Origin of the sequence: Pseudomonas sp. Lb2C2 (genome assembly GCF_052112205.1) — a bacterium.
GTDB lineage: Bacteria > Pseudomonadota > Gammaproteobacteria > Pseudomonadales > Pseudomonadaceae > Aquipseudomonas > Aquipseudomonas kilonensis.
The window spans coordinates 148,670-161,946 of the sequence record NZ_JAUTYW010000006.1; the positions used below are offsets into that span (position 1 = coordinate 148,670).

The window sequence follows — 13,277 nt, forward strand, 5'->3', positions numbered from 1 at the left end:
CAATTAGTTTTCCAATGCCAAAGCGGCACACCACGACTCGCCACGCGAGCCTTGCGGCGTCAGTTTCAACGAACGCCCGCCGTTCTGCGCGCCAATGGTAATGGTCAGGTCGGGCTTTGGCAAAAAGCCTGCACCCTTCTGGGGCCATTCGATCAGGCACAAGGTGTCATCTTCGAAATAATCGCGGATACCGAGGAACTCCAGCTCTTCAGGATCCACCAGTCGATACAGGTCGAAATGGAAGGCGCGAATGTCGCCAATCTCATAGGGCTCGACCAGGGTGAACGTGGGGCTCTTGACGGAGCCGACGTGCCCGAGGCCGCGAATGATGCCACGCGACAGGGTGGTTTTCCCCGCGCCGAGATCGCCTTCGAGAAAAATCAGGCCGTGGCCGGCGGTGACCTGCGCGATGCGAGCGCCAAATTGTGTCATGGCTTGTTCGTCCGCCACGTACAGGGTTACTTCAGACACGGTGAATGCTCCTCCAACAACTGACGAATGGCCGGGATCAGATCGGTCGCTGCCAATCCCCGGCCCGAGCGACCGGCCTGGGCACCGGCACTGGCATGCAGCCAGACCGCCAGGCAGGCGGCCTCGAACCCCTCCATGCCCTGGGCCAGCAAGGCGCCGACCACGCCGGCCAGCACATCCCCCAGGCCCGCCGTGGCCATGGCCGGATGGCCCTGGCTGCAAACCGCCAGGCGACCGTCCGGGCTGGCAATCAGGCTACCGGCGCCCTTGAGGATCACCGTGGCGGTGTATTTCTGGCTCAATGCATGGGCCGCCGCTGGGCGATCGGCCTGCACCTGGGCTGTGGATATCTCCAACAATCGCGCCGCCTCGCCCGGGTGCGGGGTGATGACACACCGCTCAGGCAAACCAACATCGCCGCGACTCAGCAGGTTCAACGCATCGGCATCCCACACTTGCGGCAGTGACGCGTTAGCCGCCGCCGACAACAGGCTACGCCCCCAGGCGGCCTGGCCCAGGCCTGGCCCGACCACCACCACGCTGGCTTGGTGGAGCAAGCCCATCAACTGGTTCGCCGAATGGGTGCCCTGCACCATGACTTCCGGCAAACGCGTCAGCGCGGCGGATACATGCTCGCTGCGGGTCGCCATCGAAACCATGCCCGCACCGCAGCGCAGGGCACTTTCGGTGCTCATCTGGATCGCGCCGCCAAAGCCCCGGTCGCCACCGATCAACAGCACGTGACCGAACTTGCCTTTGTGGGCAGTGGCCGCGCGAGGCGTCAGGCATGGCAGATTATGGGGTAAGAGCAGTCGGGCACTGGCCGGTGCCGCTTCAACAATATCTGGATCGGCGTGCAGGTCGTTGAATACCAGCTCACCGACCCGGTCCGCCGCTTCGCCGGTAAACAGGCCCAGTTTCAGACCAATGAAGGTCACGGTCAGGTCGGCCGCTACCGCCGTGCCCAGCACCCGACCGGTGTCAGCACACAACCCCGAGGGGATATCCACCGCCGCGACCGGCAGGCCGCTGACATTGATCGTATCGATCGCTTGCACATAAGGCTCGCGCACATCGCCACTCAGCCCCGTGCCGAGCAGCGCATCCAGCAACACGCCACGCAACTCTGCCGCATCCGACCACGGCTCCATTGGCACGCCCACCGCTACAGCCTCGGCGTGGGCAATGGCGGCGTCGCCCTGCAATCGCCGGGGTTCGCCCACCGTCAGCACCCGCACCGACCAGCCGGCGCGCCGGGCCAGGGTCGCGACCAGATAGCCATCGCCAGCATTGTTGCCATGACCGGCCAGCACCGTCAGCTCGCGGGCGTCAGGCCAGCGCCGGACCATCGCTCGCCAGGTGGCGCGGGCGGCGCGCTGCATCAATTCGAAACCGGCGGTGCCGGCCGCGATCAGTTGTGCGTCGAGGGCCCGGACCTGCGCAGCGCTGTACAGCGCGTCGGGAAAATCATCTTTAGTGTGCGGCATGCGTCTTCGGGCTCCGATGTCTGGCAGAATTATACGCATCTCAGCTCTGGTTTCTCTCGCCTCATGCCTGCCATTCCCACAGACCTCCCCGCCCTCGCCCAATCCATCAAGGAGTGGGGCCGCGAGCTGGGCTTCCAGCAGGTCGGCATCAGCGGCCTGGATCTTGCCGAGCATGAGCAACACCTGCAACGCTGGCTCGATGCCGGTTACCACGGCGAAATGGACTACATGGGCGCCCATGGCAGTAAACGCTCGCACCCCGAGGAACTGGTGCCAGGTACGCTGCGGGTGGTGTCCCTGCGCATGGACTACCTGTCGGGCGATACGCACATGGCGCAAATGCTCGGCCAACCGGAGAAAGCCTACGTCTCGCGTTATGCGTTGGGCCGCGATTACCACAAATTGATCCGTAAACGTGTGCAGCAATTGGCAGAAAAAATCCAGGCGGTCATCGGCCCCTTCGGTTATCGCGCCTTCGTCGACAGCGCGCCGGTCCTGGAAAAAGCCATCGCCGAACAGGCCGGCCTGGGCTGGATCGGTAAAAACACCCTGGTGTTGAACCGCAAGGCCGGCAGCTATTTCTTCCTGAGCGAGCTGTTTGTCGACCTGCCGCTGCCGGTGGACCCGCCCCATGCCAGCGAACATTGCGGAAAATGCACCGCGTGCCTGGACATCTGTCCTACGAATGCCTTCGTCGGGCCCTACGTGCTCGATGCCCGCCGCTGCATTTCCTACCTGACCATCGAGCTGAAAAGCGCCATCCCCGAGGAACTGCGGCCGCTGATCGGCAACCGGGTGTTCGGCTGCGATGACTGCCAGATCGTCTGTCCATGGAACCGCTTCGCCCGACCGTCCGGGGAAAGCGACTTCAAACCACGGCACAACCTGGACAATGCCGGGCTGGCCGAGCTGTTCATGTGGGACGAGGCGACGTTCCTGAGCAGCACCGAAGGTTCCCCCCTGCGTCGCGCCGGATACGAGCGCTGGCTGCGCAACCTGGCGGTGGGCCTGGGTAATGCGCCGTCAACGATCCCCGTGCTGCAAGCGCTGGAGGCACGGCGCGACTATCCGTCAGAGCTGGTGCGCGAGCACGTGGAGTGGGCCCTGCGTCAACATGCCAAGCGTCAAACCTCGTCGTTGTAGACGAACTTCGGCATTTCCCAGTGAAAGCGAATCGCCAAGAGCCGCAGCAGGAAACCGCCGAACAAGGTGATGAGGATCGCCTGTTCGTTCGGCAATTGCAGGTAGACACAGAGTAGATAGCACCACGCCGCAGCAAACGAGACGCTGGCATAGAGTTCGCGACGAAATATCAGCGGAATATCGTTGCAGAAAATGTCCCGCAGGATACCGCCGAACACCCCAGTGATGACCCCGCTGACCGACGCCACCAGCATGCCATGGCCCATTTCCAGGGCCGTCATGCAGCCGATCAGGGTGAACGCCACCAAACCCACGGCGTCGAGCACCAGGAACAACGAGCGCAAATGACGCATCCAGCGCGCCAGGAACACCGTCAGCATCGCCGCCGCCGTGGTAAGCACCAGGTATTCCGGGTGCTTGACCCACGTAAGCGGGTAATGACCGAGCAGCACGTCACGCACCGAACCGCCACCCAGCGCCGTGACACAGGCGATCAGCACCACGCCGAACCAGTCCATGCCCCGACGCCCGGCAGACAAGGCGCCAGTCATGGCTTCAGCGGTGATGGCGATCAGATAGAGCATCAGCAACATGATGGCGGTCCTTACGAGAAGGCGCGCAGTCTAGCCAGTTTGGGCAGGCACCAAAAGAGGGCAGCTCCGACATGTCCAACACAGAACCCGTGGCGAGAGGGTTTGTGGGAGCAAGGCTTGCCCGCGATGAAGGCGATGCGGTCTTTCAGGGACCGAGTCGCCTGTTTCGCGAGCAAGCTTTGCTCCCACAAGCTTTGCCCCCACAAATCCCCGCGGCACAAGAGCGCCGCACGCTGGAATCAGAACTTGATGAAGTGCTTACGGTAATGCTGCAACTCGGCAATGGACTCGCGGATGTCGTCCAGGGCCAGGTGGCTACCGCCCTTCTGGAAGCTGTCGCGCACTTCTGGCGCCCAGCGCGCGGCCAGCTCCTTGAGGGTGGAGACGTCCAGGTTGCGGTAGTGGAAGTAGCTTTCCAGGGACTTCATGTGGGTGTACAGGAAGCGACGGTCCTGGCAGATGCTGTTGCCGCAGATCGGCGACTTGCCCTTGGGCACCCATTGCTCCAGGAAGGCGAGGGTCTGGGACTCGGCCTCGGCCATGCTGATCTTGCTCTCGCGCACCCGCTGGGTCAGGCCCGAGCCGCCGTGCTGGCGAGTGTTCCACTCGTCCATGCCGGCCAGGATCTCGTCGCTGTGATGGATCGCGATCACCGGGCCTTCGGCCAGGGTGTTGAGGTCGCTGTCGGTGACAATGGTGGCCATTTCGATGATGACGTCGGTGTCTGGGTTCAGACCGGTCATTTCCAGGTCGATCCAGATCAGGTTCTGCGGGTTTTGCATAGGGAAGCTCCTCGGCGTAGCCACGCAGTTTAGCCTAGGCCGGCCTTTGGGCGTGCTAAACTCGCGGCCGTTTTACCCTATTCGCTGCATTTCTTCATACGGAACACCCATGGCCAAACGCCAACTCAATCGTCGCCAAAACTGGCGCATCGAAAAGATCCAGGGCGAGCGCGCAGCTCGCGCCGCCAAACGCGAATCCAGTGCTGTCGAAGCCCTGGAGGGAGGCGACCTGGGCCCTGAACAGACCGGCCTGGTGATCGCCCACTTCGGCGTGCAGGTCGAGGTCGAGGCCCGGGAAGGCGAACTGGCCGGCCAGGTGTTCCGCTGCCACTTGCGCGCCAACCTGCCAGCGCTGGTGACGGGCGACCAGGTGGTCTGGCGTGCCGGCAATCAGGGCATCGGCGTGATCGTCGCGCAATTGCCGCGCCACACCGAGCTGTGCCGTCCGGACAGCCGGGGCCAGCTCAAGCCCGTGGCCGCCAACGTCGACATGATCGTCATCGTGTTCGCCCCGTTGCCCGAGCCCCACGCCAACCTGATCGACCGCTACCTGGTAGCCGCCGAGCACGCCGGTATCCGCCCGTTGTTGCTGCTCAACAAATTCGACCTGATCGACGAGCACAACGCCCCGGCGCTGAACGCCCTGCTGTCGGTCTATCGGGATTTGGGTTACCCAGTGCTGGAAGTCTCGGCCCATCACGGCAACGGCATGGAGCAATTGCAACAGCAACTGGACGGGCGCATCAGCGTGTTCGTCGGCCAGTCCGGCGTCGGCAAGTCGTCGCTGGTCAACAGCCTGCTGCCGGAAGTCGAGACGCGCGTCGGGCCGTTGTCCGAGCTCTCCGGCCAGGGCACTCACACCACCACAACGGCGCGGCTGTTCCACTTCCCTGGCGGCGGTGAATTGATCGACTCGCCGGGCATCCGCGAGTTCGGTCTGGGCCACGTCAGCCGGGCCGATGTGGAAGCCGGGTTCATCGAGTTCAACGAGCTGATCGGCACCTGCCGCTTCCGCGACTGCAAGCACGACCGCGAGCCTGGTTGCGCCTTGCTCAAGGCCCTGGAAGAAGGCCGCGTGCATCAGCAACGGATGAACAGCTACCGCTCGATCATCGCCAGCCTGCCGGAAAGCAGTTACTGACCTGCACGCAATATCAAGCCGATCACTCTTGTGGCGAGGGAGCTTGCTCCCGCTGGACGGCGAAGCAGGCCCCAACAGTCTCCAGCCAGACCGAGTTGCCCGGTCTTGCGACTGCTGCGCAGCCGAGCGGGAGCAAGCTCCCTCGCCACAAAGGCAAGCAAGTCACAAGTAAACAGTAGCCCACAAAAAAGCCGACACTGGTGTCGGCTTTTTTGTGGGCTACTGCGCCGGCGGTTCGGCCGGTTTCGGCGCCACGTCGTCGAACAGGTTCAAGCGCTCGCGCAACTCATGGGCCGGTACGGGTTGCTGGTCCGCCGGCAACGCGTTCGGATCGACCGCCGCGCCAGGTGTGACGGGCGAAGCAGGAGCTTCACCCGGCGCACCCTCGCCCTGGGCCGGGTCTGGCGGCAGGTCGTTGGTTTGCGAACCTTCGATGGCCTGCTGGGCCTTCTTGGTCAACACCACGATGTCGATACGCCGATTGACCGGGTTGAACGGATCCTTGCGGTCGAACAACGCCGACGACGCATAACCGACCACCCGTGCCACCTGCTCATCCGGGTAACTGCCGGCCACCAGGGCGCGACGGGCCGCGTTGGCGCGGTTGGCGGACAGTTCCCAGTTACCGAAATCGCCTTTGCCAATGAAGGGTTTGGCATCGGTATGACCGCTGATGCTGATCTTGTTCGGCACCGCCTTGATGGTGTCGGCCATGGCCAGCAGGATGTCCTCGAAATAAGGCTTCAGGCGCGCGCTCCCAGAGTCGAACATCGGCCGGTTCTCGGCGTCCATGATCTGGATGCGCAAGCCGTTCGGCGTAATCTCGAACAGAATCTGATCCTTGAACTTCTGCAGTTCAGGATTCTCTTCGACCTTGTTCTGCAATTCCTGCAGCAGCAACTCCAGGCGCTCGCGCTCGACCTGCTCGGCCATGCCTTCGACCTGCTCGGAATCCACCGTCACCTTGTCCGGCTGGGGCTGGGACTTGACCTCGGGGTTGAGGGTGTTTTCCGGCGCCAGGGTCGGCGAACCACCCAGGTCGATGATGTAGGGCGTGCCACTTTCAGAGAAACCGACCGGGTCCTTGAAGTAACCGGCGATGGCGATCTTCTGTTCCGGGGTTGCCGTGGACAGCAGCCACAGCACCAGAAAGAACGCCATCATCGCCGTGGCGAAGTCGGCGAAGGCGATTTTCCAGGCACCGCCATGGTGCCCGCCGGCAATGCGCTTGACGCGCTTGACGATGATCGGCTGGTTATTTTCCATAACTTAACGACCGCGAACCGCTTGTTCCAGCTCGGCGAAGCTAGGACGGTGCGCCGGGTACAGGACCTTGCGACCGAACTCCACCGCCAGCGATGGCGGCATTCCCGAGGCCGAGGCCACCAGGGACGCCTTGATGGCTTCGTAGACGTTGAGTTCTTCCTTGGCATCGTGGGCCAGGGAATGGGCCAGCGGACCGAAGAAACCGTACGCGGCCAAAATACCGAAGAAGGTACCTACCAGTGCCGCACCAACGTGCAGGCCGATGGATTTCTGGTCGCCATCGCCCAGGGAGGCCATGGTCACCACGATCCCCAATACCGCCGCAACGATACCGAAACCGGGCATGCCGTCGGCGATGCCGTTGACCGCGTGGGATGGGTGCTCCAGGTCTTCCTTGAGGCTGTACAGCTCCATGTCGAACAGGCCTTCGAGCTCATGGGGCGCCATGTTGCCGGACGACATGATGCGCAGGTAATCACAGATGAACGCCGTCATGCGGGCGTCCTTCAGCACCGAGGGGTACTTGGCGAAAATCGGGCTGGCGGCGGCGTCTTCGATATCGCCTTCAATCGCCATCATGCCTTCGCGGCGGCTCTTGTTGAGGATCTCATAGATCAGTCCCAGCACCTCCAGGTAGAAGGTGTGGCTGAAACGCGAACCGAACATGCTCAAGGACTTCTTGAGCACATGCCTCGTCATGTAGCCGGGGTTGGCCTGCAAAAATGCGCCAAGGGCCGCACCACCGATGATCAACACCTCGAAAGGCTGGATCAGGGCGGCAATCTTGCCATGGGAGAGTACGTATCCGCCGAGCACGCTCGCGAACACGACGATGATGCCGATAATTTTAGCCATAGATAGAAAGTACTTACTTAAGTCGGGTTCAAGGTCATATTCGGAAGCTTAAAAATCTCTTCTTCTCCTTATCGGCAAAACTGCGCCAGACTATAGGCTGTTCTGGCGAAAAGCCAATTTGCCCCGTTCCGGGCGTAGAGAATTCATACGATGATCACGTCCAGCCATGACTAACGAAACGAAGGTTCCAACACCCCGACCGACCACCCTCGAGGGCTGGGTGAAGTTGCTCAATGGCGTGCACCTGCCGGTGCCCCAGGCCAGCCATGACCTGGTCTGCAAGGCCATTGCCGACAGCCGCCGCTCGTTGCGTGACATCGCCGAACTGATGCAGGACAGCCCCGCCCTGGCCCTGAGCGTCATTCGCGAGGCCAACCATCACACTCATGGCAGCCTCGCCGAACCTGCGGAAAACCTTGAAGTGGCCATCAACCGCCTCGGCCTCAAGCGCACCGAGGAACTGCTCGCCCGCCTGCCGTCGTTGCCGGGGCACGAAATCCCCATCGCCTTGCGCCAGCTGCAATTGATCAGCCAACACGCCACGCAACAGGCCAATGGCTTTTTTGCCAGCCGCCTGGCGCGGCTATGGCAGGACATACACTGGGGCAGCCTGTTGTTTCTCTCACCGCTCTGGCCGCTGGCCCTGACTCACCCGCGGTTGCTGGGGGAATGGGAATTGCGGGTCGTCCATAAAGGCGAGCCGGCGAGCAAGGTCGAACGCGAACTGTTCGGCGTCAGCCTGCTGAAAATCTGCCTGGCGCTGGTGGAGACCTGGCGCTTGCCTATCTGGGTGATTCAGGGTTATCGCCTGCTGCTCAATGAACGCCGCGAGCTGGTGCAGGTCCTGCGCATCGCCCGGGACAGCGAGCACCCGCTGCGCCAGCAGAATCGCCTGGACGATGACCCGACCCTGCGTCGCTGGCTCAATCAACCGGCCAATACCGCGTTGCTGGCCAACGGCCTGGCACTTTCAGCGCAACATGCCTGGGACAGCCCCCACAGCGCCCGCTGGCAATACCTCACCAGTTTGTATCTGCAGATGCCGATCGATGAGGTCCAGCAACAGCTGCACCAACAAGCCGTCACCAGCGCCCGTCATGACGCCATGCCGGACCTCTGGCATCCAGCCGTAGCGTTGCTCTGGCCCTGGGGCAGCCGCCGCATCCACCCCGGCTTGCTACCTCCTCCCCCACCCAGCGCCGAAGACCTGAGCCAGTGGCGCAAGCAATGTTCCGCACTGCTGGTGGAACCGAGCCCCTTCAGCAATGCCATGCACCTGACCACCTCGGCACGGGACGTGTTGGTGGCCTGTGGCATGCGCCGGGTGATGATCCTGATGGCCGACCGCACCCAGACCAGCGTGCGCGTACACCAGACCGCGGGCCTGCCCAAAGAAGCCGCGGCCATGAGCTTTACCATCAGTCAGAGCAAAATCTTGCAGCGGTTGCTGGCCCAGCAGGCCCAGGTTCGCCTGAACCCGGACAACAACGCGCAGTTTTCGGCGCTGCTGCCACCGGGCCTGCGCAGCCTGTTCCGCGGGGAGCACCTGCTGCTGCGCTCCCTGACCTGCAATGGCCGGGTGATCATGCTGGTGGCGGTGGACCAGGGCGGCGGGCCGTTGTCGGACGTGACCGTGCAAGCCTTCGGCAAAACCGTGCAATGCATCGAAAGGGCCCTGCATACCTTTACCAACCGCGGCCGCTGAACTTGCTACAATCTTTTCCCTTTGCGCCCCTGGAGACCTCACATGCCTGACTTCTCTGGCTTGCCGTTGGTGATCGAGCCGAGCGAGCTGCTGCCGCGCCTCGACGCCCGCGAACTGATTCTGGTGGACCTGACCAGCGCCGCCCGCTACAGCACCGGCCATATCCCCGGCGCACGCTTCGTCGACCCCAAGCGTACCCAGCTCGGCCAACCGCCGGCGCCGGGCCTGCTGCCGGCCAAAGCCGACCTGGAAACCCTGTTCGGCGAGCTCGGGCACAACCCGGATGCGGTCTACGTGGTCTATGACGATGAAGGCGGCGGCTGGGCCGGGCGGTTTATCTGGCTGCTGGACGTGATCGGCCACTCGAACTACCACTACCTCGACGGCGGTTTGCTGTCGTGGCTGGACGAAGGCCTGCCGGTGTCCGTCGAAGTGCCTGCACCCGTCGCAGGCCCGGTCAGCCTGACACTGCACGAAGCGCCCACCGCCACCCGTGAGTACCTGCAAAGCCGTCTCGGTGCTGCCGACCTGGCGATCTGGGACGCTCGCGGCCCGCTGGAATACTCCGGCGAGAAAGTCGTCGCAGCCCGAGGCGGGCACATTCCCGGCGCGGTCAATTTCGAATGGACTGCCGGCATGGACCAGGCGCGCAACCTGCGCATCCGCAAGGACATGCCGCAAATCCTCGAACAATTGGGCATCACGCCTGACAAAGAAATCATCACCCACTGCCAGACTCACCACCGCTCCGGCTTCACCTACCTGGTGGCCAAGGCGCTCGGTTATCCACGGGTCAAAGGCTATGCCGGTTCCTGGGGCGAATGGGGCAACCACCCCGACACCCCCATCGAGCTTTGAAGGTTCTTAAGGACAGTTAATGAAAAACCGTTTGTTCATCCTCACTCAATACCTGCTGCCCCACCACCTGCTGTCGCGGCTGGCCGGCTGCATTGCCGAATGCCGCGTGCGCTGGTTCAAGAACGCCTTCACCGCGTGGTTTGCCAAGCGCTACCAAGTGGACACGTCCCAGGCCCTGGTGGAAGACCTGACTGCCTACGAGCACTTCAACGCCTTCTTCACCCGTGCCCTGAAAGACGGCGCGCGCCCACTGGACGAAACCCCGGGCGCGATCCTCAGTCCCGCCGACGGTGCCGTCAGCCAGCTGGGCCCGATCGAGCACGGCCGGGTCTTCCAGGCCAAGGGCCACAGTTTCAGCGTGCTGGAATTGCTCGGCGGTGATGCGGCCAACGCAGCGCCGTTCATGGGCGGCGATTTCGCCACCATCTACCTGTCCCCCAAGGACTATCACCGCGTGCACATGCCACTGGCCGGCACCCTGCGGGAGATGGTCTACATCCCCGGGCGGATTTTCTCGGTCAACCAGACCACCGCCGAAAACGTTCCGGAGCTGTTCGCCCGTAACGAGCGCGTGGCGTGCATTTTCGACACCGAACGCGGGCCGATGGCCGTGGTGCTGGTGGGCGCGATGATCGTGGCGTCCATCGAAACCGTCTGGGCCGGGCTGGTGACGCCGCCCAAGCGCGAGCTGAAAACCTTCCGTTATGACGAAGCCGCCCGTGCGCCGATTCATCTGGAAAAAGGCGCCGAACTGGGTCGCTTCAAGCTGGGTTCGACGGCCATCGTGCTGTTCGGGCCGGACCAGGTGAAATGGGCCGAAGGCCTGGTGGCCGGTTCGCCAGTACAGATGGGCCAGGGCCTGGCACGACCAAACGCCTGATTCACGCCCGCCCTTGAAGCAGACCTGTAGAAGCAGGCCTGCGAGAGTAGGAGTGTGAGAGCAAGGCCTGTGGGAGCAAGGCTTGCCCGCGATGAACGATGACGCGGTCTAAAAAACGCGGCGCCTGCATCGCGAGCAAGCTTTGCTCCCACAGCACACTCAGGCCAACACGCCGGCCTGTCAGCTGCTAGAGTTGGAACATCACGTTCATTTCCCGCCGGAGCCCGTACACGGCATGAATGAGACCAGCCCTCTCCAGCTATTGCGCGTCCTGACCCCGACACAATCACGCCTGTCGTTCTGCGATGCTACGCCAAAGGACCTCAAGCGCTGGATCGCCAACCTGCCCAAGGCCAACATCGGCGAAACAGCCCGCCTGTTGTACCAAGCCCTTGGCGAACTCAACCAACTGCTCACGCCCAGCGAAAATCGCCTGCAACTGCTCGAACTGCTGCGGCCCGAGGTGTATTACGTCTGCAAGCATCTGGAGCGGCACTTCCTGCAACAGGCCATCGTGCTGGATGATCGCTCGCGCAAGATCGTCAACCTGTGCCAGGCCCTGCAAACCCAGCTGGCGATGGGCTACAAACAGATCGTGACGCGTATCGCGTCGAAATACACCAAGGACCGGGCCCGCTTGCTGAGCACCGCGCTGCAACGGGCGATGCATGCCCTCAACGGCCCACTGCTGCGCGCCAGTCAGTTGTACAGCCCAGTGCCTGAAGGGCTGTGGCTCGATTTGCATCAGTTGTACCGGATCGCCTGCCAGCATCGACTGCAGCACCTGAGTGTGGGTGACGAACTGGCGAGCCAGGTTCATCAATTGAACCCCGAGCAAACCTATATCGTTGCCCTGTTGCTGGGAGCGTCACGCAGCAATCAACTGCGCCAGAGCCAGATCGGGCGGCTGACCGAAGTGCTCGAATCCTGGAGCCAGTGGGTCAAGTTGGATCCCGCCAGCAGCGCTGCCAGCCTGTTCGCGGTCGCTCCGCAACTGGATGTCGGGCCACGCTACCGTTCCAAGTTCCGCGCCGAACAACAGCCGACCTTGCAAGGGTTCGACCCACAGCCCCTGGTGCGCGCAATCGCCACACATCTGGAAAACCCTGCCGAGCACAGCCTGCCGGTACCGGGCGGCATGAGCGTCGATACCTTGCATCACCTGCAAGCCGCCTGGGGCGAAGCGGCCGAACGCAGTTTCCAGCGCACTGAGGGCAACGGCACGCTGACCCTGTGCGTGGGCATGAGTGCGCTGCACTACTACCTCGGCGGCGAGCGCTCTTTCAACGAGATCCTGAAAAGCCCCACCACGCGCAAGGCCCGCTTCGAGGCCTCGCCGAGCAAGACCAACGACACCTGGAGCCAGGCCTTCGACGCCGCCCCCGCTGGCGACAGCGATCTGCTGCCCTATGAAGAAATCGAGTACCCGGTCAACCCGAGCGATGACGATGGCACCAGCTCCGACAACCAGCATCACTTTCCGACCTACGACCTGCCGATCATCAACCACAGCCCTGGCGGCTATTGCCTCGGCTGGCCCAAGGAAGTGCCGGAACAACTGCAGGCCGGGGAAATGATCGGCATCCGGGACACCAGCGACCAGGCCTGGAGCGTTGCCGTGGTGCGCTGGATCCGGCAAGTGCGCAACGGCGCCATGCAAATGGGCATCGAACTGGTCGCACCGCATGCCCAGCCTTGCGGGCTGCAACTGGTCCGGGAAGAACATGAGCACGGTCACTACCTGCGCGGGCTGTTACTCCCCGAGATCAGCGCCATTGACCTCCCACCGACCATGATCGCCCCGCGCCTGCCGTTCCAGGAGGGCCAGCAGGTGTTGATCAACACCAACGGCCAGGAACGCCGCGCCGGCCTGGACCGCCGGGTCACCAGCACTCACAGTTTCAATCAGTTTGCTTATCACCCGGAAGACTCCACTGCCAACGGGGACGGCGGCGAGCAAGAAGGGAATTTTGATTCGTTGTGGAAGTCGCTGTAGGCAGCCAACGCGTAACCCTTTGTGAAGAGAGAACTCTCTGTGGGAGCAAAGCTTGCTCGCGATGCTGGCACTGCGGTTCTTTATAGACCGCGTTATCGTT

At 62.9% G+C, this 13,277-nt stretch carries 12 protein-coding genes; 6 read left to right on the plus strand and 6 right to left on the minus strand.

Going from position 1 to position 13,277, the window contains the following annotated elements; translation table 11 throughout:
- Positions 1 to 3: 3 nt before the first annotated feature.
- Complete coding sequence (tsaE, locus tag Q7F16_RS19320; protein WP_409556711.1) at positions 4 to 471, minus strand: tRNA (adenosine(37)-N6)-threonylcarbamoyltransferase complex ATPase subunit type 1 TsaE; 468 nt, start codon at positions 469 to 471, stop codon at positions 4 to 6.
- Complete coding sequence (locus Q7F16_RS19325; RefSeq protein ID WP_095974837.1) at positions 459 to 1,958, minus strand: NAD(P)H-hydrate dehydratase; 1,500 nt, start codon at positions 1,956 to 1,958, stop codon at positions 459 to 461. Before Q7F16_RS19325 ends, tsaE begins: the two co-directional genes overlap by 13 nt.
- Positions 1,959 to 2,021: 63 nt before the next feature.
- Here Q7F16_RS19325 and queG point away from each other — a divergent pair, with 63 nt between their 5' ends.
- Entirely contained in the window at positions 2,022 to 3,101 is a 1,080-nt protein-coding gene (gene queG, locus Q7F16_RS19330) for a tRNA epoxyqueuosine(34) reductase QueG (protein WP_046065555.1), read from the plus strand.
- On the opposite strand, the gene Q7F16_RS19335 is transcribed toward queG, so the two are convergent.
- Both Q7F16_RS19335 and orn read right to left on the minus strand, forming a co-directional pair.
- Complete coding sequence (locus Q7F16_RS19335; protein WP_172436093.1) at positions 3,083 to 3,697, minus strand: trimeric intracellular cation channel family protein; 615 nt, start codon at positions 3,695 to 3,697, stop codon at positions 3,083 to 3,085. The two genes, queG and Q7F16_RS19335, sit on opposite strands and share 19 nt — an antisense overlap.
- 236 nt (positions 3,698 to 3,933) lie before the next feature.
- Positions 3,934 to 4,476 carry an oligoribonuclease gene (gene orn, locus Q7F16_RS19340; protein ID WP_409556710.1) on the minus strand — a complete coding sequence of 181 codons (543 nt, stop codon included), beginning with the start codon at positions 4,474 to 4,476 and terminating at the stop codon, positions 3,934 to 3,936.
- A gap of 109 nt (positions 4,477 to 4,585) precedes the next feature.
- Between orn and rsgA the strand changes: the two genes are divergently transcribed.
- Positions 4,586 to 5,617, plus strand: coding sequence for a small ribosomal subunit biogenesis GTPase RsgA (rsgA, locus tag Q7F16_RS19345; RefSeq protein ID WP_014336294.1), 1,032 nt, complete (start codon positions 4,586 to 4,588; stop codon positions 5,615 to 5,617).
- Between the two features lie 219 nt (positions 5,618 to 5,836).
- Here rsgA and motB read toward each other — a convergent pair whose 3' ends face one another.
- The gene (motB, locus tag Q7F16_RS19350) at positions 5,837 to 6,883 is read right to left on the minus strand and encodes a flagellar motor protein MotB (protein WP_409556709.1); all 1,047 of its coding nucleotides are present in this window, start codon (positions 6,881 to 6,883) and stop codon (positions 5,837 to 5,839) included.
- Between the two features lie 3 nt (positions 6,884 to 6,886).
- The gene (gene motA, locus Q7F16_RS19355) at positions 6,887 to 7,738 is read right to left on the minus strand and encodes a flagellar motor stator protein MotA (RefSeq protein ID WP_409556708.1); all 852 of its coding nucleotides are present in this window, start codon (positions 7,736 to 7,738) and stop codon (positions 6,887 to 6,889) included.
- Between the two features lie 166 nt (positions 7,739 to 7,904).
- Between motA and Q7F16_RS19360 the strand changes: the two genes are divergently transcribed.
- The 4 genes from Q7F16_RS19360 (at position 7,905) to Q7F16_RS19375 (ending at position 13,177) form a co-directional block, all read left to right on the plus strand.
- Positions 7,905 to 9,443, plus strand: coding sequence for an HDOD domain-containing protein (locus tag Q7F16_RS19360; RefSeq protein ID WP_409556707.1), 1,539 nt, complete (start codon positions 7,905 to 7,907; stop codon positions 9,441 to 9,443).
- A 42-nt stretch (positions 9,444 to 9,485) separates the two neighbouring features.
- Complete coding sequence (locus tag Q7F16_RS19365; protein ID WP_014336290.1) at positions 9,486 to 10,301, plus strand: rhodanese-like domain-containing protein; 816 nt, start codon at positions 9,486 to 9,488, stop codon at positions 10,299 to 10,301.
- A 19-nt stretch (positions 10,302 to 10,320) separates the two neighbouring features.
- Positions 10,321 to 11,181 carry an archaetidylserine decarboxylase gene (gene asd, locus Q7F16_RS19370; RefSeq protein WP_409556706.1) on the plus strand — a complete coding sequence of 287 codons (861 nt, stop codon included), beginning with the start codon at positions 10,321 to 10,323 and terminating at the stop codon, positions 11,179 to 11,181.
- A 235-nt stretch (positions 11,182 to 11,416) separates the two neighbouring features.
- Positions 11,417 to 13,177 (plus strand): molecular chaperone, encoded by a 1,761-nt coding sequence (locus Q7F16_RS19375; protein WP_409556705.1) that lies wholly within the window; start codon positions 11,417 to 11,419, stop codon positions 13,175 to 13,177.
- The last annotated feature ends 100 nt before the right edge of the window (positions 13,178 to 13,277 follow it).

Excerpts from the sequence above, each read along its gene's own strand:
- Q7F16_RS19325 (WP_095974837.1), bottom strand. The coding sequence starts at position 1,958 with ATGCCGCACACTAAAGATGATTTTCCCGACGCGCTGTACAGCGCTGCG.
- queG (WP_046065555.1), top strand. The coding sequence starts at position 2,022 with ATGCCTGCCATTCCCACAGACCTCCCCGCCCTCGCCCAATCCATCAAG.
- orn (WP_409556710.1), bottom strand. The coding sequence starts at position 4,476 with ATGCAAAACCCGCAGAACCTGATCTGGATCGACCTGGAAATGACCGGT.
- rsgA (WP_014336294.1), top strand. The coding sequence starts at position 4,586 with ATGGCCAAACGCCAACTCAATCGTCGCCAAAACTGGCGCATCGAAAAG.
- motB (WP_409556709.1), bottom strand. The coding sequence starts at position 6,883 with ATGGAAAATAACCAGCCGATCATCGTCAAGCGCGTCAAGCGCATTGCC.
- motA (WP_409556708.1), bottom strand. The coding sequence starts at position 7,738 with ATGGCTAAAATTATCGGCATCATCGTCGTGTTCGCGAGCGTGCTCGGC.
- Q7F16_RS19360 (WP_409556707.1), top strand. The coding sequence starts at position 7,905 with ATGACTAACGAAACGAAGGTTCCAACACCCCGACCGACCACCCTCGAG.
- Q7F16_RS19365 (WP_014336290.1), top strand. The coding sequence starts at position 9,486 with ATGCCTGACTTCTCTGGCTTGCCGTTGGTGATCGAGCCGAGCGAGCTG.
- asd (WP_409556706.1), top strand. The coding sequence starts at position 10,321 with ATGAAAAACCGTTTGTTCATCCTCACTCAATACCTGCTGCCCCACCAC.
- Q7F16_RS19375 (WP_409556705.1), top strand. The coding sequence starts at position 11,417 with ATGAATGAGACCAGCCCTCTCCAGCTATTGCGCGTCCTGACCCCGACA.